Origin of the sequence: Pseudomonas sp. NPDC087336 (assembly GCF_044744285.1) — a bacterium.
GTDB lineage: Bacteria > Pseudomonadota > Gammaproteobacteria > Pseudomonadales > Pseudomonadaceae > Aquipseudomonas.
In genome coordinates this window covers 178302-201236 of the sequence record NZ_JBIUYA010000005.1, presented here as the reverse complement: position 1 = coordinate 201236, position 22935 = coordinate 178302, and the positions used below count along the sequence as shown (strand labels likewise).

The window sequence follows — 22935 nt, the reverse complement described above, 5'->3', positions numbered from 1 at the left end:
ACAATGCCAGCACCTCCCGCACCGGCTTCCCCATGGACATCGATCTCGCCCGCACCTTCCTGGAAATCGTCCGCCACGGCAGCCTTGCCGCAGCCGCCGAGAAACTCCACGTCACCCAGACCGCGATCACCGCACGTGTACAGAAGCTGGAAAGTCACCTGGGCAGCACGCTGTTGGTACGCAACCGTGCCGGCGCGCGCCTCACGCCCAATGGCGAGGCCTTCGTGATCTATGCCAACCAACTGGTGGAGACCTGGGAAGCCGCGCGCCGGGACTTGCCCTTGCCCGAGGGCTTCCACGACGTCCTGCACATCGGGGGCGAGGTCAGCCTGTGCAATCCGTTGATGCTCAGTTGGGCCGGTGTACTGCGCGACAGGATTCCCGGCCATGCGCTACGCATGGAAATCCGCGACGGCGAAAACCTGCTGCGCCAACTGGAGCTTGGGGTGCTCGATGCGGCGCTGGTCTATCAGCCCGAATACTGGCCGCGCCTGCAAGTCGAACAGATCCTCGAAGAAAAACTCATCCTCGTGCGCCATCCCGAACGCCCCGAACCCTACGTGTACATCGACTGGGGCCAGCACTTCCGGCGCCAGCACGACGCCGCCCTGCCGGAAAAAGCCAAGGCGGCGCTCAGTTTCAACCTCGGCCCCCTGGGTTTGCAGTACATCCTCGAGCACGGTGGCAGCGGCTACTTCCGTACCCGGGTGGTCCAGAGCTACCTGGAAAACGGCATGCTGGAGCCCGTGCCCAAGGCCCCGGAATTCAGTTACCCGACCTACCTGGTGTACTCCCGCGACCGCGACTCACCAGCACTGCAGCGGGCCTTCGTTCTGCTGCGCGAGGTGATCAAGGGCGATGACGACTGGTCACAACGCTGGAACCCGCTGACCTGAATCCGAGGCGCCGCGGTGTATCTCTAACACCGCGTTATCGTTCTTCGCGGGCAAGCCTCGCTCCTACAGGCGAACCTGACGCTGCGGTGTAGTCTCCATCACCGCAGCACCACCAAAGATCCAGCTCATTTGCCAACCAAAACCCCGGGATCGACTAATCTGCTGGAGATAACAATAACGACAGGTGATTGCAGTGAGGCAGACCACCGAAGCATTCCGCGCCCGTTACCGTTGCGACATTCACCCCCGTTATAACCCCTGGCTGCATGGCACCTTCGTGCTGGTGTTCGGCCTGGTGGCGATCGCCATTTTCTGGAGCACCGTGCACCAGGTAAAACCTCTCGAATGGCTGGCAGTACCGGCGTCCTTGTTGTTCTTCAGTTTCATCGTGTACATGGTCCATCGCCACCTTGGCCATCATAAAAAAAGCTTCGCGCGGATGTTCTATGCCCGCCATGCTGGCGACCATCACAGCTTTTTCGCCCCTGGCAAAATGACTTATGACAGCGCTCGCGACTGGCGGGTGATTCTGTTCCCGGCCTGGTTGATCGTGGTGCACACGCTGCTGGTCGCCCTGCCCCTGTGGTGGCTGCTCAAGCCCTTGGACGTCAACGTCGCCGGGCTCGTGGGTGGCTGCCTGGTCCTGGGGTACCTGACCTATGAAGTGTTCCATGCCTGCGAGCATCTGCCACCGCATAACCGGATTACGCGCCTGCCGTGGATCCGCCAGATGCGTCGCCTGCATGAACTGCATCACCGCCGCGAGATGATGCAGCAACGTAATTTCAACATCGTTTTTCCGTTGATGGACTACCTGTTCGGCACCCTCTACTGGGAGCCAGAACCGGAACCGGCCATCGAGTACCTGAAGAGAACGCCCATGACCCGCATCCAGCATCAGATCGACATCGCCGGTAATCCCGTTGCCGTGCTCGCCTATGCCAGCACCGTGACCAGTTGGCCGCAGTGGCATCCGTCGTCGCTACGGATCAACGGCCCGAAGGGACCTTTGCATGCGGGCGCGCGGTTCGAGGAGGACATCCGCGCCGGAGGTCGCGACGGGCATTTGAGTTGGGTGGTCGATGAGTATCTGCCTGGACGCCGCTGGATTGCCCGGGCCCATGGCGACAATGGCCTGTCATTGCTGCTGACTTACGAATGCGCCGCCGAAGGTAATGGCACGCGGTTCGTGCGCACGCTGCAATATCGGTTCAGCGGGTGGGCAATGCGAATGGCCAACCAATTGCTGTTCAAGCGACGGATCGATCGCGAATCGGCGGCGTCGATGCTGGCGCTTCGCGACACCGCGCAAATACACCTGGCACAGTCAGGAGTCCGTGCGTGAGCCGACCGATCAGGTTTCACCATGGGGTATTGCTGCTGATCGTTGCCCTCGGCGCCTTCCTGCTATTGATGCCGACCAAGGTCGACCCTGTGGCCTGGACACCGCAACCGGCGCCATCCCTGAGCAGCGGCCTGTACGCGGACAACCAGCGCCTCAAGGGCGTGGCACGCGTCGGCGCACAGAACATCGACGGCCCCGAAGCGCTGCTCCTGGAAAACAACGCGCTGATTACCGGGTTGCATGATGGCCGGGTCATTCGCACCAGCCTGGACGGCCAGGACACCAAGATGTTGACCGACACCGGCGGCCGCCCCCTGGGGTTGGCCCGCCACCCCAATGGCTTGCTGGTGATCGCCGACGCCGTCAAGGGTTTGTTGTCACTGGACGCCCAGGGTCGCCTGGTGGCCTTGACCACCAGCGCCAACGGCGTGCCATTGGGCTTCACCGACGACGTGGCCATCGATAAGTCCGGGCACTACGCCTACTTCAGTGACGCCTCCAGTCGTTTCGGCTACGGCGAGGACGTTGATGCCATCATCGAACACGGCGGCGACGGACGCTTGCTGCGTTATGACTTCCAGACCGGCAAGACCACGATGCTGCTGGACAAACTGGAGTTTGCCAATGGCGTCACCCTGGGTCCGGACGATGCCTTCGTGCTGGTCAACGAAACCGGTGCGTATCGCATCACTCGCTACTGGTTGAGCGGGCCGAAAGCCGGCACCCATGAGCTGTTCATCGATAACCTGCCAGGGTTGCCGGACAATCTGGCTTTCAACGGCCGCGACCGTTTCTGGGTGGCGCTGTATGCACCGCGCAACGTCTTGCTCGACAAAACCGCGCCACACCCTTTCGTGCGCAAGATGATCGCGCGAGTGCTGAGCGTTCTGCCCAAGCCAGTGGAAAAACGCGCTTTCGCGCTGGGACTGGACCTTGAGGGCAAGGTGATCGCCAACCTGCAGGACGGCAGCAGCGACAGCTATTCGCCGATCACCACCGTGCGTGAGTATGGGGACTGGTTGTATTTTGGCTCGTTGAAAGCGAAAAACATGGCGCGATTACCGTTGAGTACCGCCTTGTAGGAGCGAAGCTTGCTCGCGAAGGCGAATTGTCATTCAACATCTTCATTGATAGCGATGACGCTTTCGCGAGCACGCTTGGCGCCTACACATCGCGCACCGCATTATCGGTTTCTTCACGCACCCGTTCCCGATCGATGTCAGTGCCGTCGTCCTGATCCATGGGGATGGCACCTTCGTTGTCGGGCAGTTCATCAATGCCCGGCTCGTCCTCCGGATTGACGGTAGTGCGGCCGGGACTCAAGGGTTCGGGATGGGTCGGAATGGGGTCGTAGCCCCCTTGTTCTTCGCTGGGAAATCTTGGATCAGCCATGGGGCACCTCGCCTGTCGCCGCATCATCGGACTCTGAACATTCGAGGTGCCGGTCAATATCGCCGTTCCAATTATTCAGCCACCGATTGTCGGTGGCTCATCACGGAACATCAGGAAGACGACTGGAGCTGTTTGACGATCTTGTCCTTGACCTCCAGGCGTTTCGCCTTGAGCTTGGTCACCGCGTCGTCGCTGGATTTGGCTTCCTCTGCCTCCACCACAGCTTTATCCGCCTGGGAATACTTGTTGATCAGTGAATCCAGTAACGGATCCTCGGCGCGTTTCTTCTGGATTTCTTCCTTTGTGCGTTTCAGATCCTGAAAAAGGTCGTGGGGCACCGGCATGGAACACCTCCGTTTGTTAATCGGTAGCAAACGCGATTGATTGCGTTCGCCAATTATCAGAATGGCCTTGGTTGGTCGGTTCTGTCGACCATCTGTCAGACCAGCGGTGCCCATTCGTCGTCCTGTCGCAAATGCGATAAAACCTTTAGCCCCACCGCGACCTCCACAGGTTAACGATCAACTCGATCGCCCATGACAACCGTGTGGAGAAGAACCAATGGACAGATTCAACCTGCGCCAACTCACTCTGGCCATCACCTTGAGCACCAGCATGGGCGCGGCCTTCGCGGCAACCGACAATGATTTCGTCGACAAGGCGGCCGCCGGCGGCATCGCCGAGATCGAAACCAGTCGCTTGGCCCTGGAAAAAAGCCAGTCAGCCGATGTCAAGGCGTTCGCCAACATGATGATCACCGATCACTCCAAAGCCAACGATGAACTGGCGGCCATCGCGAAAAAAAATGACATTGAATTGCCGGACAACACGACGCTGGTGAAACAGGCCAAGGAAAAGATCCTCGACATGCGTGACGAATCCTTCGATTCGGCCTATGCCAACAACCAGGTCAAGGCTCACGAAGACGCCATCGAGCTGTTCAAGAAACAAGCCAATACCGTGACCGACGACAGGACCAAAGGCGCAACCGAACTCAAGGGCTTTGCGCAAAAAATGTTGCCGGGGCTGGAAAAACACCTGGATATGGCGAAAAAGCTTCAAGCCGCCCATCCAGACAAGTAATCCTCATCAGAATAAAAAGACCGCATCAATCGATGCGGTCTTTTTATCTGGGCAGACCACCTGGCCTCCCACCCCGGCATCGTCGGCGGGCAGTTTAGAAAGGCGCAGCCCTTTGACTATGCTCAGGTGAGCGGACAATTGCTGATCATGTACAGCGATGGCCTGCAGTCGCGCTGGAACCTTGCGGATTACCCCGGCCTGGTGCACCGCCATCCCGCCGTGATTGCCGCCATCCTGCACCGCGATTTCTGTCGTGGACGAGACGATGTCACCGTGCTGGTCATTGCCCTGGAGGCAGCCCATGGCTGAATACGCCGAACTCGATACCCAGGCCGAACAGCTACGCCAGGCCTCTGACCTCAAAAGCCGCTTCCTCTCCTGCATGAGCCATGAGTTTCGCACGCCATTGGGCTCGATCCTGAGCATCGCCAGCCTGCTGAGCGATGAACTTGACGGGCCACTGAGCAGCGAGCAACACAAGCAGGTGGCCTTCGTCAGCAATGCCGCGCGGGAGCTGAGCGACATGGTCGACGACCTGCTGGACCTGGCAGAGATCAAAGCCGGGCGCATTACCATTTCACCCGCCTGGTTCGACATGCTCGACCTGTTCGCCGCGCTGCGCGGCATGTTTCGCCCGATAGTCGATACCAGTGCCGTGGACCTGATCTTCGAGGAACCGGTGGGCCTTCCCCAGCTGTACACCGACGACAAGAAGCTCGCGCAGATCCTGCGCAACTTCATTTCCAATTCATTGAAGTTCACCCCCCCGTGGGGAAGTCCGGGTCTCGGCGCAACTGGTGAACCGCGACTACGTGCGCTTCGCCGTCAGCGACAGCGGAATCGGTATCGCCCCGCAGCTGCATGGCGCATTGTTCAAAGACTTCTCCCAGGTCGACTCCCCGCTGCAAAAACGCCTGCGTGGAACCGGGCTCGGGTTGTCGCTGTGCAAACGCTTCGCGGTACTGCTGGGCGGCGAAGTCGGGGTACAGAGCACACCGGGGGTGGGCTCGACCTTTTTCGTGATCATCCCGCTGGCCTTCGTCATGGAGCCTGCCGATGAAACGTGACCTGCGCTTGCTGATCGTCGATGACAACGTGGCCACGCGCTACGCCTTGCGTCGGCGCCTGGAACGCCACGGCTATGAAGTGCTGGAATCCGGCACCGGCAGCGAAGGCCTGGAGTTGATCGCCAGCGTGGCGATCGACGCCTTGATCCTCGACGTCAACCTGCCGGACATGAGTGGCTTCGACATCGTGCGCAAACTGCGATCGGAGCCTGCTACCGCCCTGCTCCCGGTGATTCACGTGTCCGCGGCGTCGATCCAGACCGGCGATATCATCACCGGCCTGGACGCCGGTGCCGATGCTTACCTGATCCACCCGGTGGACCCGGATGTATTGTTGGCGACCCTGCGCACTTTGCTGCGGGTTCGCGAAACCGAGAATGCCCTGCGTGAAAGCGAGGCGCGCTTTCGCGAGATTTTCGTCAATGTGTCGGCTCCCATCGCCGTGCTGGATGCACAACTCAAGGTCCACGAATGCAACCATGCGTTCGCCCAACTGATCCAGGACAACCTCGACCCGGATACCCTGCGCCAGTGTTTCGCCGACGACCAGTGCGCCGTCATCGAAGAACTGCGCCTGCGCCTGGCGTATGGCGAACGCTGGAAAGGCACCTTGAGCATGCGGGTGCAAGGGGAAGTTCGCGAAACCGAGTGGCAGATTTCACCTTATCGCACACCGGCATTGAGCCTGGTGTTCGTCGAGGATGTCAGCGAGCACCGCCACCGCGAACGCTCGCACCTGGCGCGCCTGGACGATGCCACGACCCGGCTGGCCAATGAAGTCGCCGAACGCGCGCGCACCGAAGCCCAGCTGTTACAGGTGCAGAAGATGGACGCGCTGGGCAAGCTGACCGGAGGCATTGCCCATGATTTCAACAACCTGCTCACCGGCATCATCACCAGCCTGGAATTGATCCAGAAACGCGTTGCCGAGTCGCGCACCGACAAGGTGGCCTTCTATGCCGAAGCGGCGTTGAACTCGGCCATGAGTGCCGCCTCCCTGACCCATCGCCTACTCGCCTTCGCCCGCCAGCAGCCACTCGACACCCGGCCCGTGGACATCAACGAGCACATCCGCTCCCTCGAGGAGTTGCTGGTGCGCACCATTGGCGAACGCATCTCCCTCAAGCTTGAGCTGACGAGCAAACCGGCCATTGCCCTGGTCGATCCGATCCAACTGGAAAGCGCCGTGCTCAACCTGGTGATCAATGCCCGCGACGCCCTGCCCCAGGGGGGCAATATCTGGGTCAACACCTATGCCGCCTTTTCCCACGGTGACCCCAACCTGGCCGATGGCGCCTATGTCGCCTTGTCGGTGCGAGACGACGGCACCGGTATCGAACACAACGTCATCGACAAGGTGTTCGATCCGTTCTTCACCACCAAGCCCCTGGGCCAGGGCACCGGGCTGGGGTTGTCGACCATCTACGGGTTTGCCCGCCAGTCAGGCGGCGATGCGCACATCCGCAGCGTGGCGCGACGCGGTACCGAAGTGACCATCATGTTGCCGGCCAGTGCCGACCCCTCGGCCGGCGCAGTCGCATCGGCGACGACTCTCGTCCAGGGTGGCGGTGAACATGTGCTGATCGTCGAAGACATGCCGTCAGTGCGCATGTTCGTGGCCGAAGTGCTGGTGGATGCCGGCTACCGTTGCACCGAGGCGGGCGATATCGAAAGCGCCCTGGAACGCCTGCAGAACGACGAATCCATCGACCTGTTGCTGACCGATGTCGGCCTGCCGCGCATGAGCGGCCGCGAACTGGCCGATATCGCGCGGGGCTGGCGCAAACACCTGCCGATCCTGTTCATGACCGGGTATGCCGAAACCGCGATCAACCGCCAGGTGTTTCTTGGGGACGGCATGGAGATATTGATCAAGCCGTTTCAGATCAATGAGTTGCTGGACAAGGTACGACGCAGCCTCGATGGCGCCTGAAAGCAAAAGATCGCAGCCTACGGCAGCTCCACATTTATTCACCGCCCCATGTAGGAGCTGCCGCAGGCTGCGATCTTTTGATCCATCACGCCCCAAGAACTCGAGCAAGAAACGGCGCCGTCCGGCTCTTGCTGCTCTTGGCCACTTTCTGCGGCTCACCCGCCACCACAACCTTGCCCCCCTGATCCCCGGCCCCAGGTCCGATATCGATCACCCAGTCACTCTGCGCCACTACGCGCATTTCATGTTCGACGACGATCACCGTGTGCCCTGCCGTCACCAGATTGTTCAACTGCTCGAGCAAGCGATCGACATCACGCGGGTGCAGGCCCGTGGTGGGTTCGTCGAGCACGTAGAGCGTCGCCCCGCGCGGGTTGCGTTGCAGTTCGGTGGCCAGCTTGATGCGCTGGGCTTCGCCTCCGGACAGCTCGGTCGCCGGTTGGCCGAGGCGCAGGTAACCCAGGCCGATATCGCGCAGCACCTCCAGGGACCGGCGCACCGCCACTTGTTCGGCGAACACCTCCACAGCCTGGTCCACGGTCAGTTGCAGCACCTGGGCGATGGTCCGGCCCTGCCAGGTGATCGCCAGCGTCTCGGGGTTGTAGCGTGCACCATGACAGGTTGGGCAAGGCGCGTAGACGCTGGGCATGAACAACAATTCGACGCTGACAAAACCTTCCCCTTCACAGGTCGGGCAGCGGCCCTTGGCGACATTGAAGGAAAACTGCCCGGCGTCGTAGCCCGCCGCCTGCGCTTGGGGCGTTGCGGCATAAAGCTTGCGCACATTGTCGAACAGCCCGGTATAGGTCGCGAGGTTGGAGCGCGGTGTGCGGCCAATGGGCTTCTGATCGACCTGCACCAGCCGCTTGATCGACGCCAGCCCAGCCGTGACCTGCCCGCCAACGACGGTCGGTGCATCATCTTCCAGGCTCAGCTCCTCCAGTGATTCACTGTCGACGCCCGGGCGCCCGAGTTGCGCGCCGACCAGTTCCAGCAATGCCTGGCTGACCAGGCTGGATTTACCCGAACCCGACACGCCGGTCACCGCCGTAAAACAGCCCAACGGAAACTCGACACTGAGGTTGTCCAGGTTGTTGCGCGTGACAGCTTCCAGGCGCAACCAGTCGCTGGCCTTGCGCGCGCGACGGGGTTGACTGACGTGCTCGGAGAACAGGTAGGGGCGAGTCTGCGAATCCCTCACTTCTGCCAACCCCGCCGGTGCACCGCTGTACAGCACCCGACCGCCATGCTCGCCCGCCGCCGGGCCAACATCGATCAACCAATCGGCGCGGCGCATGGTTTCCAGGTCATGCTCGACCACAAACAAGGTATTGCCCGCCGCCTTCAAGCGTTGCAAGGCTTCGAACAGCGCCTCACCATCGGCCGGGTGCAAACCGGCCGAGGGTTCGTCCAGTACGTAGATCACGCCGAACAACTGCGAGCCCAATTGCGTCGCCAGGCGCAAGCGTTGTAACTCGCCGGACGACAGCGTCGGCGTACTGCGCTCCAGGGCCAGGTAACCCAGGCCCAGGTCGGTCAAGGTGCTGACCCGCTCCAGCAAGTCCTGGGCAATGCGTTGCGCGGCGAGGCGTTTTTCCACCGAGAGATTGGGCGTGTGGCGCACATCGGGGGCGTTGGCGTGACCACTGGCGCCGTGGGCCACGCGCTGCTCACGGGCCTGACGGGTCTGCAGGTGGGTCAATACCTCACCCGCCTCACCGCCCTCTTCCCCTTCGTCAAGATACTGCCGGGCCGCTACCGGCTTGAGGACTTCGGCGACTTGCAGCAATGGCATCTGCGACAGTTCGCCGATGTCGTAGCCGGCGAAGGTCACCGACAAAGCCTGGTGTTTGAGGCGCTTGCCTTCGCACAACGGGCAAGGGCTGCCGAGCATGAAGCGCGAGACGCGCTTCTTCATCAGCGCACTTTGCGAATGGGTGAAGGTGTGCAGGATGTAGCGCCGTGCGCCGGTGAAGGTGCCCTGGTAACTCGGTTCCATCTTGCGCTTGAGGGCGACCCGGGTTTCTTGCGGGGTGAGCCCGGCGTAGACCGGTACCGTCGGGGTTTCTTCGGTGAAGAGAATCCAGTCCCGCTGTTTTTTTGGCAGGTCACGCCAGGGCACATCGACGTCATAGCCCAGGGTCACCAGGATGTCCCGCAGGTTCTGGCCTTGCCAGGCCATCGGCCAGGAGGCGACGGCACGCTGGCGAATGGTCAGGCTCGGGTCTGGAACCATTAACGCCTCGGTGACCTCGTACACCCGGCCCAAGCCATGGCATTGCGGGCACGCGCCCTGGGGTGTGTTGGGGGAGAAGTCTTCGGCGTAGAGCATCGGCTGCCCCGCCGGGTAACTGCCGGCGCGCGAATACAACATGCGGATCAGGCTCGACAAGGTCGTCACGCTGCCCACCGAGGAACGCGTGCTTGGCGTGCCCCGTTGTTGCTGCAAGGCCACCGCGGGCGGCAAGCCTTCGATGGAATCGACATCCGGCACGCCCACCTGATCGATCAAGCGTCGCGCATAAGGCGCCACGGATTCGAAATAGCGGCGCTGTGCTTCGGCGTACAACGTCGAAAACGCCAGAGACGATTTTCCTGAACCGGACACCCCGGTGAACACCACCAGGGCATCGCGGGGAATGTCGACATCGACGTTCTTGAGGTTGTGCTCCCGGGCACCGCGCACCCTGACCATGCCTGAGGGAGGGTTGGGGGTGCGAGTGGAGGTCATGAGGCCAGCCTTGATTAAGGATCTGAAAAGAATGATTAGTGTGGGGGCGTTCAGCCGTTGAGAACCGTGCGAATCATCCGGGTCAGCGCCTGCGGCCCATAGGGTTTGCTCAGCAAATGCGTATCCGGGTTCAGCTGATGGTTGCGCGAGATAATGTCACGGGTGTGGCCCGAGGTGAACAACACCGCCACCGGGGGATTCTGGACCTTGGCCCAGGCCGCCAGGTCCGAGCTTTTTATCAGGCCAGGCATGACCACGTCGGTGAAGATCAGGTCCACCGCCGCCCCCTCCAGCAACATCTGCATGGCAAGGTCGGCATTGGCGGCGGTGAGCACCTGATAGCCCTCTTCGCGCAGCAACTCCACGGTTGAAACGCGCACCGCCTCATTGTCCTCGACCACCAGGATCCGCTCATTCGCGCCCCGTTGTTGCACCTCGCAACGGGGTGTTTCAGTGTCAACCTCGCGCAGGCTGCGCGGAAAATACATCTGTACCCGGGTACCCTGTCCAACGGCGCTGGACATCTCGATATGCCCGCCACTCTGCTTGACGAAACCGAACACCATGCTCAAGCCCAGTCCCGTGCCCTGGCCGTCGGGCTTGGTGGTGAAGAACGGTTCAAATGCCTGGGCGAGCACCTGCGGCGCCATGCCTGCACCGCTGTCGGCCACGGACACCCGCACATAATCGCCAGCGTCGATGCCCTTGCCGGCGCAAAACCCTTGATCAAGGCAGATGTTCTCGGCGCTCAGGTTGATAGTCCCCTCGCCCTTCATGGCATCACGGGCATTGATCGCCAGGTTGAGGATGGCGTTTTCCAGTTGATTGCGATCGACGAAGACCTGCCAGGAGTCGGCGGGCGCGCGCATATGGACGTGGATGGTTTCCCCCAGCGCCCGCTGCAACAGCTCACCCAGACCGTCGAAAATCTGCTGCGGCGTGCAGATTGCCGGGGACAACGGCTGGCGACGGGCAAACGCGAGCAGTTGCGCAGACAATTTTGCCCCCCGCTCGACGGCGGCAATCGACGCCGACACCCGGCGCTGCACATTGGCGTTCTGCGGCTCATGCCGGGCCAGCAGGTGCAGATTGCCGGCGATCACTTGCAACAGGTTATTGAAGTCATGGGCCACGCCACCCGTCAGGCCACCAATGGCCTCGAGTTTCTGTGACTGACGCAATTGCTCTTCCGCCGCCAGCCGCGCTTCGACTTCGTCGGCGACTCGCTGCTCCAGGTTGCGGGTGAACTTGAGCAAGGATTCTTCGGCGCTCTTGCGTTCATGGATGTCGATCAACACCCCGGGGAACCGAAACGGTTCGCCCTGCGGGTTAAACTCGCAGCAGCCACTGCCGAGCACCCAACGGTAGCTGCCGTCGGTGCGCAGCACCCGATATTCGGCATTGAAGGGCTCGCCGGTTGTCACCGATTGCCGCACCTGTTCCTGCAGCCAGTTCAGGTCGTCGGGGTGAATCCGTGCCTCGGCGATCTCCGAAGGCAGGTCGGCCAGGTCTTGCTCGATCGGGTAGCAAAAGGTACGGGCAAAACGCTCATCGCCGCTGAGCACATTGGCCTTGATGTCCCAGACGAACGAACCGAGCAAGGCGCCGGCATTCAGTGCCAGGCGAACCCGCTCGTTATCGGCGCGATAAGCATCTTCGGCAGCCCGACGACGGCGTTCGGAAATCACATGCTCCGTCGTATCGACGACCATCGCCATGACTCCGGCCGGCCTGCCCTCATCGTCAGCCACCGGGCTGTAATAAAGGTCCAGCCAGACATCCTCCGGGACCCCATCCCTGAGCAGCACCAACTCTTTACCGCGGTAGGACAAGGTGCCGCCGGCCAGGCAGGTATCGACCACATGCCGATTGAATTCGGCGACTTCGGGCCAGCCCAGTTCCACCGGAGAACCCAAAAGATAGGGGTGGCGCCCGCCGGCAAATTTCGAATAGGCGTCGTTGTAGATCATGTAGCCGGGTCGCCCCCACAGCATCACCATCGGCAATGGCGAGGCGAGCATCAACTGCACCGCGCTGATCAGGCTTTGAGGCCAGGAATCGAGGCGCCCTAACTCGGTCCGGCTCCAGTCGAACGCACGAATGCGCCCGGCCATTTCGCCGTTCCAGCCGGCACACCCGTGGTTATCCTCTAGAAACTGCATCGACTGGCTCTGCGCCCCGGTAATTGCACCCGTATGTTTCGAGCATCGCGGATGGCAATGGTTTCATAGAGGGTAGCTGATTCTCGCGGTCCATCTGCAACGACCGCAATCTGTGGCTGGCAAAACTCTCGTCAGCGTTGCTTTTCAGGCCCTGGTAGCGGCCCAGTCGGTGTTGATCGTATCGTGTTCCGCTTCCTGCCAGGTGGCGCTGCTCGCCACCCAGTACCGGGTCCCTCCATTGCCTGGAGCAATTGCGGGCTTTCAGCCGGGGATACGCTGACTGTGATTCTCGGCCCATCGCAGGCACTTCCCGGAAGGTTGAAGGATCAGCGTGAGCCGGTTGAACAGGTGGATGTCGGCGTACAAACCGAAGAAGCGATTGAGCATCTCGCCGAACAGGCTGATGTCACCCTCGCCGGAAAAACCGTTGGCATCGAGCGTGACTTCGATGTCGACGCCGCGCAGCAAAAAGCCTTTTTCAAAACGCTGCAGGAGGTGGTGCCTGACCTCAACGATGGCCGCCAGGCGCCGCCGGTTCAGTTCGTCGTCCGTCCAGTCATACAGCGCCAGCGTGCCGCGCAGTACTTCGGCGTTGTCGAGCATCGGCAGGAAGTTCGAGCCAAGGTGGCTGAGCACTCGCCAGTGGAAACGGTCACGGTTCGGCGGATAGCACGGCAAGGTCGGCGCGCACAGATTGCGCACCCGCAAAGCGATCTTTGAGGTTTGTGCCGGCGTGTCGAGCAGCGTGCCTTGCAATGCTTTGCGCGGAAGCTGACCATGGGTGCCGGTCAGGCGTAGCGAAAGGCTTTGGTTCACGTCTAGCCGGTCCTTGTCAAAACCGTCGCCGCCGAGGATCAGCCAGGTGTCATGCAGGCCATTGGCGCCTCGTTTCAAGCGGGTATGGAAATAACGCTCGGGCACCTCATCCCGCAACATGCCCCCCTTGTGGCGAAAGCTGCTGAACGGTATGTAGTCCCGGCGCTCGCCATTACTCGACGTAGTGACCTGATCCACCGAATAGATTTCGGTATGACCGTCCTGCAAACGCATGGGGCGCAGCAAGTAGTCGGTTTGTAGCGGCTGCAGCGCCAGCGGGTCGGACTCCAGTGTGAACGCATTGATCACCGGCACCGCATGCAAGCGAATGTGCCCGTTGGCCAGGTTGAATGCTTGCGGCCACGGCTCGATTAACACCACATCCAGTTCGAACCAGAGATCGCCCGGTTTGATACTCAAATGCTCCAGCCCACACAGGGTGACGAACATGAACTTCTCGCGGAAGGTGAAATACTCCAGCAACAGCTGATAGCCGCTGAAGGCGCTGTCGCCCTTGGGCCATAATCGATCGTCTTCGGCGAACCCCTTGGGCGAAAAATACCCCTCCAGCAGAGTGCGGCCCGCCTGCTCAGGCAGGCGTACATACAAGGCTTGAGCGTTCAGGGTCAGTGCCTGGTGCAGCGCACTGGCCAGCGGTGCGTCGGCATTGAGATACAGCGGCAGGCGACTCAGGTCCATCTCACTCCAGGCGCTCATCGCCCCGCGGGCGAAACGCAGTCGCAGCACTGAACGCCCGTCCGGCTCATGGGCCAAGCACCCGACAGCTTTCAGGAATCTGATAAAGGTTGAGATAGGACGCTTCCGATCCACGGCGTAGGATGGGTCCGAGATGGCTGCGCGTCTGATCTGTAGGTTTTTTTACGGGTTTCGGGAAGGGAGGCGCGTGGCGTTATCCCAGAGCATTTAAGCGTTTGGAGCGAGGGTTTTCCGGCCTTTATTGGCAGCGCTTTTGCGAGCCATTTGCAGCGTGTTTAAAAGCCCCTCAGGTTACTTCCCGAAAGCCACAGCGCCTTGCGTCGTTGCCTACGGTTACGCCAGAATCCGCCGTCTTGTCGTTCGTCTGCACTTGATGGTAGTTGTGCGCATGGCGTCTTCGGATGCGCCGGGTTTGGAAGGTTACCGGTCTGCTAACGTGCGCACAGCTGCGGATTGATCCGCCTGAATAGAGCAACTTGGCTGCGATCTTTTGATCTTGAAAAATCAAAGTCAAAAGATCGCAGCCTGCGGCAGATCCTACAGGGGGCGTGGGAACATTAGACCTCGATCAGGTGCTTGAGCGGGTTGTAGCTACTTTTCAAGGTCGCTGCCACATCAAGAATCGCCTTCTCGATGCCATTCAAATGGATACACGTCAGCTCGATCGCCGCGCTCTGATTGCCCGCCTCGATGTACTCGATCAAACGCAAGTGTTCGTCGTCGCGGCAGGCTTCGTGGCTGTCGTCATCGAGCGCGGCGGCGTACAGCGAGGCCCGGGAGATCAGCTTCTGGAACCAATCGAGCAACACCGGGTTGTTCAGGCTGCGGGCCAGTTTGATGTGGAACTCGCCGAGCAGGTGGATCAACCGTTCGTGGTCACCGTTGCGATGCGCTTCATCCTCAAGCAGCAAGTGATCGCGCAGATCCCGGGTCACCGCCGTATCGCGCCGGCGACACAATTCGCTGACGATGCCGATCTCGACCAGGCGCCGGGTTTCGAACAACGAACGGATCTCTTCGTCGCTCGGCAGCGACACCGACGCACCTTTATTGGGCTCGGTGGTGACCAGTCCATCGGCTTCCAATTGCTTGAGCGCGGCACGAACTGACGTGCGGCTGACGTTGAAAAGTTCGGCCAACGAAGCCTCGCCCAGCTTCATGCCGGGACGCAGCGAGCGTTTGCTGATCGCCTCGTAAACCCCTTGGTAGACACGGTCCACCGTGGTTTCCAGTTTCTTTTCCGCCATTCGAAGACTCCTTCAGTGCTGTGCAACCAGCCCCAGGCGAACCAACAGCCTTGAAAAAGGGGGTTGCACGAGCAGGTTAATCCGGGTATTTCTAAATTGCATCCAGATTTTGCATACAATAATTAGAGGAATGCACCATTATGGGTCATCCAGTTGCAATTGAAGTGCGAAACGTTTCCAAGCGCTATTCCGACGATCCCGGATTGGCACCGGCCCTCGACAACGTATCGGTGGACATTGCCGATAACGAGTTCTTCACCCTGCTCGGCCCCTCCGGCTGCGGTAAAACCACCCTGCTACGCACCATCGCTGGCTTCGAGCATGTCAGCGAGGGTGAAATTCGCCTCGCCGGTGAACCGGTCAACGATCTGCCGCCGTTCAAGCGCCGGGTCAACACTGTGTTCCAAAGTTACGCGCTGTTTCCGCACATGAGTGTTGCGCAGAATATCGCCTTCGGCCTCGAGATGCAGGGTCTTGATCGCACGCTGATCGCGCAGCGGGTCGATGAAATGCTGGCGCTGGTGCAAATGCAGCACCTGGCCAAGCGTAAACCCGCCGAACTGTCCGGCGGCCAGCAGCAACGGGTGGCTCTGGCACGGGCCCTGGCGCCGAAACCCAAAGTGCTGTTGCTGGACGAGCCGCTGTCGGCGCTGGACCTCAAGCTGCGCAAGGAAATGCAGGTCGAACTCAAGCGCGTGCAGAAGGAAGCCGGGATCACCTTCATTTTCGTCACCCACGACCAGGAAGAAGCCCTGACCCTGTCCGATCGCATTGCGGTGATGTCCGCCGGCAAGATCCTGCAGATCGGCACGCCCAACGACATTTACGAACGGCCGCAGCATCAGTTCGTCGCGCAGTTCATTGGCGATATCAACTTCCTGCCCGGCCACCTCAAGCGCGGACAGCACAATGAAAACCTGTTCGTGCCCAACGGCATGCCGGTGGAAATCCCCTGCCTGCCTCAAGGCGTCGACGGCAAGGTGCAACTGGCATTCCGCCCGGAACGTTCGCAACTGGTGGACCCGGCGCAACCGCACCACCTGCGCGGCGTGATCGAAGCCGTGCTTTACGTCGGCACCGCGACCTTGTACCAGTGCCGCCTGAACAACGACATCAAGGTCATGCTGCGCGAGAACAATGAAGGCCTGAACCGCAGCCGTGGCGTCGGTGATCGCGTGGCGGTCAACCTGCCACCCCACGCCTGCCTGTTGATGGAGGCCTGAGATGAGCGTCAGCAGCACTTCCCCAGCCCTCAACCGCGCGCTGTTGCTCAGCCCGGTGGTCCTGACCCTGCTGGCCCTGATCGCCGTTCCGTTGGGCATCATGGGCTACATCAGCCTGCTACCGCGCAACGTCTATGGCGGCGTCGACTGGCAGGCCGACTGGCAATTGCAAAGCTACGTGCAGCTGTTTTTCCAGGAAGGTTTCGATGGTGAGCTGGAGCTCAACTGGGTCTACGCCCAGGCGCTGTTGCGCTCGGTGTTCCAGGCCGGTGGCACCACGGTGTTGTGTTTCCTGTTCGGCTTTCCGGTGGCGCTGTGGATGTCGAGCCTGACACCGCGCCGGCGCAACCTGATGGTGTTGCTGATCACCATCCCGTTCTGGACCAACCTGCTGATCCGCAACTATGCCTGGCTGATCATCCTGCGCGAACAGGGCTGGGTCGCCCAGAGCCTCAACGCGCTGTTCCCCAGTGCCGGCGGCATCACCCTGCTCTACAACGACTTCGCGGTCAGCGTCGGGCTGGTCTACAGCTTCCTGCCGTTCATGATCCTGCCGATCTACTCGACCCTGGAAAAACTCGACTGGCGTTTGGTGGAAGCCGCCTATGACCTGGGCGCCAATCGCTGGCACGCGCTCAAGCGAATCATCCTGCCGCTGTCGATGCCGGGGGTGATCGCCGGCTCCCTGCTGGTGTTCGTGCCGAGCCTGGGTGCCTTTATCACCCCGGCGATTCTCGGTGGCGGCAAGACCCTGATGATCGGCAACCTGATCCAGCAGCAGTTCGGCACCGCGCGCAACTGGCCCCTGGGCAGTTCGTTGTCGTTCCTGCTGCTGGGGATTCTGCTGCTGTCTTTGGTGCTGTACGCACTGTATAGCCGCAGCGCCGCCAAAACTCTTCGTCGGGGAGCCACCGCATGATCGCCCTGCACCTGAAAAAGCTGCCGATGACCCGGGAAGTCAGCCTGCTGATCCTGGCCTACCTCTACTTGCCGATCTTCGTGTTGATCGCCTACAGCTTCAACGCCAACCGCTCGGCGACGGTGTGGACCGAGTTTTCGTTCGCCTGGTACGGGCGGATCCTCGCCAACCCGTCGATCCAGACCGCCGCGCTGAACTCGATCATCGTCGCCGGCATCGCCACGGTCTGCGCCACGGCCATTGCGCTGCTCGCGGCACTGGCGACCTACCGGCCGTTCTATGGCCAGAAGATGGTCGAAGGCGGGATCAACCTGCCGCTGATCCTGCCGGAGATCGTCACCGCCGTGGCCACCCTGCTGCTGTTCATGGCGCTGGGGATCAAATTGGGGTTGCTGACGGTGATCGTCGCGCACATCGGCTTCTGCATTCCCTTCGCCTACCTGCCGATTCGCGCGCGGCTCAATGACCTGGACAAGAGCCTGCTGGAAGCGGCGAACGACCTGTACGCCAACCCGTGGCAGGTGTTCCGTCGGGTGACGCTGCCGCTGTTGTGGCCGGCGGTGCTGTCCGGGTCGGTGCTGGCGTTCGTGGTCAGCCTCGACGATTTCATCATGACCTTCTTCGTTGCCGGCCCCGGTTCGACCACCTTGCCGGTGTACATCTTCTCCGCGATCAAGGCCGGCGTGACGCCGGAGATCAACGCGATCTCGACCCTGATGCTGGTGATTTCCATCGTGCTGGTGGTGCTGGCCTTCTGGCTGGGACAGCGCGGCAAACAACAATGAGCCTGGAGTATTCGTCCATGAAAGTGAAAAGCCTGCGTTTCGCCGTTGCCAGTCTGGCCCTGAGCTGCTTCACCGCGTTCAGCGTCCAGGCCGCCGAGCCCAAGGAACTGTTCTTCTACAACTGGACCGATTACTACCCGGTCGACCTGCTGGCCAAGTTCGAAAAGGAGACCGGGATCAAGGTCACCATGGACGGCTACGACAGCAACGAAACCCTGCTGGCCAAATTGCAGGCCGGTGGCGCGGCGTACGACGTGATCGTGCCGTCGCAGTCGATCATGCGCACCTTGATCAACCAGGACCTGCTGCTGCAAATCGACGCCTCGACCCTGCCCAACTTCAAGTACGTCAAGCCGGCGTTCCGCGACCCAAGCTTCGACCCCGGCCGCAAATTCTCGGCTCCGTACCTGTGGGGCAGCACCGGGTTCTCCTATGACAGCGCGCGGGTGCCTGGCGGCAAGCTGGACGATTCGTGGAAAGAGTTCTTCGAACCACGCAAGGAACTGCAAGGGCAACTGGCCGCCCTCGACACCTCCAGCAGCGTGATCAACGCCGCCAGCCATTACCTGAACGTCGACGAATGCACGGAAAACCCGCAGGACGCCAAGCGCATTCTCGAACTGCTGCAAAAACAGAAGCCCTTCCTGAAGATGTACAGCTCGGACAACACCGTCGACCGCATGGCTTCCGGCGAGGTGATCATGATGCAGAACTGGAACGGTTCCACTGCCCGGGCCACCCTGCAGAAGAGCACCATCAAGTACGTGTATCCGAAAGAAGGCCTGGCGATGTTCCAGGACAACTTCGCCGTGCCGAAAAGCGCACCGCACCCCGGCAACGCGAAGATCTTCATCGACTGGATGATGAAGCCGGAAAACGCCGCCGCCGTGTCCAACGCCATTGCCTACGCCAACGGCATCCAGAGCGACAAGCTGATCGACGCCAAGTGGCGAGTCATGGACGCCATCAACATGCCCGACGAATTCGCCTCGCGTCTGCGCCCGGAGAAGGAATGCAGCAACAAGGCGCGTGAGCTGCAGGACCGCATTTGGGCGAAGCTCAAGGGCTGATCCGAGACCGAGTCGCGGCCATCGCTGGCAAGCCAGCTCCCACAGTGAATTGTGTTGATCACAACATTTGTCAACACCCCCAAACCCTGTGGGAGCTGGCTTGCCAGCGATGAGGCCCGCCTGAACAACACAAAATTCGAGGTATGCAATGACCCAACCCCGCTGGCTACGAAACGTGCGCCCCTACGGCGCCCCCGCCGAAGACCTGCTGATCGAAAACGGCCGCTTCACCCAACGCCGCCCCGCCTCGACCACCGGGCTGCTGGCCACCAACATCGACGGCCAAAACCAACTGCTGACCCCCGCCCTGGTGGAAAGCCACGTGCACTTGGACAAAACCCTCTGGGGCCAACCCTGGCGCCCGAACAGCGCAGGTCCCACCCTCAAGGACTACATCGCCAACGAGCGGTGCATCCTGCGTGAAGTCAGCGCACCGATCGCGCAACGCGCCGGTGCCCTGCTGGAAAACTGCATCGCCCGCGGCTCGCTGACCCTGCGCTGCCACGTCGATATCGATCCTGAATTCGGCCTGCGCCATGTCGAAGCCATGCAGCAACTGCAGGAACAATACCGCGACCTGATCGACCTGCAACTGGTGGTATTCCCGCAAACCGGCCTGATCAGCCGCCCCGGCACCGCCGAGCTGATGCGCGAAGCCATGACCCTGGGTGTGGAGAACGTCGGCGGTCTTGATCCGTGCGGCATCGACAACGACCCGATCGCGCAACTCGACTTTGTGTTCAAACTGGCCAGTGAGTTCGACCGTGGCGTCGACATTCACCTGCACGACAAGGGTGAGCTGGGCCTGTGGCAGATCGCCCTGATCGCCGATTACACCCAGCGCTTCGGACTTCAAGGCCGGGTGATGATCAGTCATGCCTATTGCCTGGGGATGTTGCCGTGGAACCAGGTCAAACCGGTGGCCGAACGCCTGGCAACACTGGGCATTTCGCTGATGAGTTCGGCGCCGGCCGATTGCGCGGTGCCGCCGTTCCTGGCGTTGCGCGAGGTTGGCGTGAATGTGTGCCTGGGCTCGGACGGTATCCGCGACGCCTGGTCGCCCATGGGCAACGGCGACATGCTGGAGCGAGCGATGCTGCTGGCGTTTCGTTTCGATCTGAACAAGGACGATCAACTGGCGGCGGCGTTTGAGGCGGCAACGGTCAATGGTGCCCGGGCGCTGGGTCATGAAAGTGTTGGCCTGGAGATTGGCCAACCGGCGAACTTCCTGTTGATGCCCGTGCAGACCTTGGGCGAGGCCGTGGTGGCGCGGCCGCTGCGCGAGGTCTATCGCGGTGGGCAGTTGATTGCCTGCGGTGGGCGCTTGCTGGAAAGTCGCCTGTGAAACGCATCGCCCTTAAAGCGAGCTGCGTGGTCGGCTTCGACGGCACGCAACATGTGCTATGGCGCAACGGCGAAGTGGTGTTCGAAGGCTCGCGCATTGTGTTTGTCGGGCGTGATTATGCCGGGCCGGTGGATCAGTGGATCGATTACGGCAACGCGTTGATCGGTCCCGGCTTCATCGATCTGGATGCCCTGGGCGATCTCGACTCCACGGTGCTGACCCTGGACAACTTTGATGAGCGCGACATGGGCCGGATGTGGTCGGCGCAGTATCTGGCGCGCGGCCCACGGGAAAGTTACAGCCCCGAAGAAGAAGTCTTCAAGTACCGCTACGCCTTCACCCAATTGATCCGTAACGGCATCACCACAGCCATGCCGATTACCTCGATGTACTACCGCGAGTGGGCCGAGACCTACGACGAGTTTGCCGCGGTGGCCGGCGTGGCGGCCGAGTTGGGACTGCGCACCTACCTCGGCCCCTGCTACATGAGCGGCATGAGTTACTGGCAGGCCGACGGCACGCTGGGCCATCACTGGGACGAAGCCCGGGGCCTGGCCGGGCTTGATACGGCCGAGCGATTTTTCCAGGACTTCGACGGTGCTCATCAAGGGTTGATCCGCGGCGCTCTGCTGCCGGATCGCATCCAGACGTGCACGCCAGCATTGCTGCAACGCACTGCTGCATTGAGCCGGGAACTCAACGCGCCGATGCGCTTGCATTGCTGCCAGGGGCTCGGTGAAGTGGCGATGGTGGAACAACTTCGCGGTTGTTCGCCGCTGGGCTGGCTGCAGGACCTGGACCTGCTGACCCCGCGCAGCCTGTTGCCCCACGGCATCTACACCCACGGCGACGACGACCTGCAACGCGTGGTCGATGGTGGCGCCAGCCTGGTGCATTGCCCGGTGGTGTTTGCCCGCGATGGCGAGGCGCTGAATTCGTTTGGTCGCTATCGCGCCAAGGGCATCAACTTCGCCCTGGGCACCGATACCTGGCCGGCGGACTTGCTGGATAACATGCGCCAGGGTTTGAACATCGCGCGCTTGATGGAAGGCGGCAATTCGCTCACCAGCACGCTGGACCTGTACAACGCCGCCACCCTCGGTGGCGCCAAGGCCCTGGGCCGCGACGATATTGGTCGCCTGGCGCCGGGGGCCAAGGCCGACATCACCGTGTTCAGCCTGCGCGGACTGCACCTGGGGCCGCTGTTCGACCCGCTGAAAAACCTGGTCCTGGCCGGGCGCGGCGACGATTGCATCGCCAGCTATATCAATGGCCGCTGCGTGATGCAGGACGGTCAGGTTCAAGGTGTCGACTACCCCGCCCTGCAACGCCAGGCCCAACAGCAATTCGAGAAACTGATGCGCAGCCACAGCGACCGGGCCTTCGGCCAACCGGACTGGAAGACCCTGTTCCAACCGGCCATCCCGTTCGCCGACGACTACAGCGCACAGGCACCGCTGTGCGCCATTGATCCACTCCTTTAGAGAATCCTGCCCATGCAAAGCTTCGACTTCAGCCAACTGAGCCCTCGGGACAAGTACAAGATTCTGATCGGCAGCGTGGTGCCTCGGCCGATTGCCCTGGTCACCACCGTCGACGCTGAAGGCCGCGTCAACGCCGCGCCGTTCAGCTTTTTCAACGCGCTGTCGGCCGACCCACCGATCCTGGCGCTGGGCGTGGAGAACTACGGCGACCAGAGTCCCAAGGACACCACCCGCAACATCCAGCTCAATCAGGAGTTCACCGTGAACATCGTCAGCGATGCCCTGGTGGAAGCCATGAACGTCTGCGCCGTCCCCTTCGCACCGGGTTTCGACGAACTGACCGCCGCCGGCCTCACCGCCATCCCTGGCACCACGGTCAAATGCCCGCGCATCGGCGAGGCTCCGGTGGCGCTGGAGTGCCGGCGGATGATGGCGCTGAACATTGGTCAGTCGCGGGAGATCATTTTTGGTGAAGTGCTGATGGCCCATGTGCGTGATGAGCTGATCGACCCGAAGACGTTGTACATCGATCAACTCGGGCTTGATGCAATCGGACGGATGGGTGGGCATGGGTATGCGCGTACCCGGGACTATTTCGACCTGCCGACCCGCTCGTTGCAGGCGTGGACGGACGCACCGGGGGGTGGCGAACGGTTTTGGCCGACAGGTAAATGATCGTTCCCACGCTCTGCGTGGGAATGCATCCCGTGGCGCTCTGCG

Annotated in this window: 17 protein-coding genes and 3 pseudogenes; 14 read left to right on the top strand and 6 right to left on the bottom strand. The window is 61.4% G+C overall.

Translation table 11 applies throughout. The annotated features are described in order from the left end of the window. Window positions 1–32: 32 nt before the first annotated feature. From ACIO0C_RS07310 to ACIO0C_RS07300, 3 genes are all read left to right on the top strand, one after another. The gene (locus tag ACIO0C_RS07310) at window positions 33–896 is read left to right on the top strand and encodes a LysR family transcriptional regulator (RefSeq protein ID WP_401309670.1); all 864 of its coding nucleotides are present in this window, start codon (window positions 33–35) and stop codon (window positions 894–896) included. A 193-nt stretch (window positions 897–1089) separates the two neighbouring features. Further along, on the top strand, window positions 1090–2241 hold the full coding sequence (locus tag ACIO0C_RS07305; RefSeq protein ID WP_401309667.1) for an SRPBCC family protein: 1152 nt from the start codon (window positions 1090–1092) through the stop codon (window positions 2239–2241). Further along, window positions 2238–3323: an SMP-30/gluconolactonase/LRE family protein gene (locus tag ACIO0C_RS07300; RefSeq protein ID WP_401309664.1), complete on the top strand. Its 1086-nt coding sequence runs from the start codon at window positions 2238–2240 to the stop codon at window positions 3321–3323. Before ACIO0C_RS07305 ends, ACIO0C_RS07300 begins: the two co-directional genes overlap by 4 nt. Window positions 3324–3405: 82 nt before the next feature. On the opposite strand, the gene ACIO0C_RS07295 is transcribed toward ACIO0C_RS07300, so the two are convergent. Together ACIO0C_RS07295 and ACIO0C_RS07290 are read right to left on the bottom strand one after the other, a co-directional pair. Beyond that, on the bottom strand, window positions 3406–3633 hold the full coding sequence (locus ACIO0C_RS07295; protein WP_401309661.1) for a hypothetical protein: 228 nt from the start codon (window positions 3631–3633) through the stop codon (window positions 3406–3408). Window positions 3634–3743: 110 nt separating this feature from the next. Beyond that, window positions 3744–3977 carry a DUF465 domain-containing protein gene (locus tag ACIO0C_RS07290; RefSeq protein WP_008059225.1) on the bottom strand — a complete coding sequence of 78 codons (234 nt, stop codon included), beginning with the start codon at window positions 3975–3977 and terminating at the stop codon, window positions 3744–3746. 217 nt (window positions 3978–4194) lie between these two features. On the opposite strand from ACIO0C_RS07290, the gene ACIO0C_RS07285 reads away from it, so the two are divergent. The 4 genes and pseudogenes from ACIO0C_RS07285 (at window position 4195) to ACIO0C_RS07270 (ending at window position 7716) form a co-directional block, all read left to right on the top strand. After that, window positions 4195–4716, top strand: a complete 522-nt coding sequence (locus ACIO0C_RS07285; RefSeq protein ID WP_401309658.1) for a DUF4142 domain-containing protein — start codon at window positions 4195–4197, stop codon at window positions 4714–4716. A 60-nt stretch (window positions 4717–4776) separates the two neighbouring features. Then, a pseudogene (locus ACIO0C_RS07280) lies at window positions 4777–5025 on the top strand (ATP-binding protein); the annotation flags it as partial. Further along, window positions 5018–5783, top strand: a pseudogene (locus ACIO0C_RS07275) (sensor histidine kinase); the annotation flags it as partial. The pseudogenes ACIO0C_RS07280 and ACIO0C_RS07275, both read left to right, overlap by 8 nt. Continuing rightward, a complete protein-coding gene (locus ACIO0C_RS07270; RefSeq protein ID WP_401309655.1) occupies window positions 5773–7716 on the top strand; it encodes a response regulator in 1944 nt (647 codons plus the stop codon). The pseudogene ACIO0C_RS07275 and the gene ACIO0C_RS07270, both read left to right, overlap by 11 nt. 85 nt (window positions 7717–7801) lie before the next feature. Here ACIO0C_RS07270 and ACIO0C_RS07265 read toward each other — a convergent pair whose 3' ends face one another. The 4 genes and pseudogenes from ACIO0C_RS07265 to ACIO0C_RS07250 form a co-directional block, all read right to left on the bottom strand. Further along, entirely contained in the window at window positions 7802–10447 is a 2646-nt protein-coding gene (locus ACIO0C_RS07265; RefSeq protein WP_401309652.1) for an excinuclease ABC subunit A, read from the bottom strand. 50 nt (window positions 10448–10497) lie between these two features. After that, on the bottom strand, window positions 10498–12609 hold the full coding sequence (locus ACIO0C_RS07260; protein WP_401309650.1) for an ATP-binding protein: 2112 nt from the start codon (window positions 12607–12609) through the stop codon (window positions 10498–10500). A gap of 261 nt (window positions 12610–12870) precedes the next feature. Further along, window positions 12871–14199: pseudogene (tssF, locus tag ACIO0C_RS07255) on the bottom strand (type VI secretion system baseplate subunit TssF); the annotation flags it as partial. A gap of 500 nt (window positions 14200–14699) precedes the next feature. Continuing rightward, window positions 14700–15389, bottom strand: a complete 690-nt coding sequence (locus ACIO0C_RS07250) for a GntR family transcriptional regulator (RefSeq protein WP_020795451.1) — start codon at window positions 15387–15389, stop codon at window positions 14700–14702. A gap of 140 nt (window positions 15390–15529) precedes the next feature. Between ACIO0C_RS07250 and ACIO0C_RS07245 the strand changes: the two genes are divergently transcribed. The 7 genes from ACIO0C_RS07245 (at window position 15530) to ACIO0C_RS07215 (ending at window position 22890) form a co-directional block, all read left to right on the top strand. Next, entirely contained in the window at window positions 15530–16612 is a 1083-nt protein-coding gene (locus tag ACIO0C_RS07245) for an ABC transporter ATP-binding protein (RefSeq protein ID WP_401309646.1), read from the top strand. 1 nt (window position 16613) lies between these two features. Next, window positions 16614–17531, top strand: coding sequence for an ABC transporter permease (locus ACIO0C_RS07240; protein ID WP_401309643.1), 918 nt, complete (start codon window positions 16614–16616; stop codon window positions 17529–17531). Then, window positions 17528–18316: an ABC transporter permease gene (locus tag ACIO0C_RS07235; protein WP_020795454.1), complete on the top strand. Its 789-nt coding sequence runs from the start codon at window positions 17528–17530 to the stop codon at window positions 18314–18316. The genes ACIO0C_RS07240 and ACIO0C_RS07235 overlap by 4 nt, the downstream gene beginning before the upstream one ends. Before the next feature lie 17 nt (window positions 18317–18333). After that, the gene (locus ACIO0C_RS07230) at window positions 18334–19386 is read left to right on the top strand and encodes an extracellular solute-binding protein (RefSeq protein ID WP_401309640.1); all 1053 of its coding nucleotides are present in this window, start codon (window positions 18334–18336) and stop codon (window positions 19384–19386) included. A gap of 148 nt (window positions 19387–19534) precedes the next feature. Beyond that, a complete protein-coding gene (locus ACIO0C_RS07225) occupies window positions 19535–20731 on the top strand; it encodes an amidohydrolase family protein (protein WP_401309637.1) in 1197 nt (398 codons plus the stop codon). After that, the gene (locus ACIO0C_RS07220) at window positions 20728–22215 is read left to right on the top strand and encodes an amidohydrolase family protein (RefSeq protein WP_401309634.1); all 1488 of its coding nucleotides are present in this window, start codon (window positions 20728–20730) and stop codon (window positions 22213–22215) included. The genes ACIO0C_RS07225 and ACIO0C_RS07220 overlap by 4 nt, the downstream gene beginning before the upstream one ends. A gap of 12 nt (window positions 22216–22227) precedes the next feature. After that, window positions 22228–22890: a flavin reductase family protein gene (locus tag ACIO0C_RS07215; RefSeq protein WP_401309631.1), complete on the top strand. Its 663-nt coding sequence runs from the start codon at window positions 22228–22230 to the stop codon at window positions 22888–22890. Window positions 22891–22935: the final 45 nt, after the last annotated feature.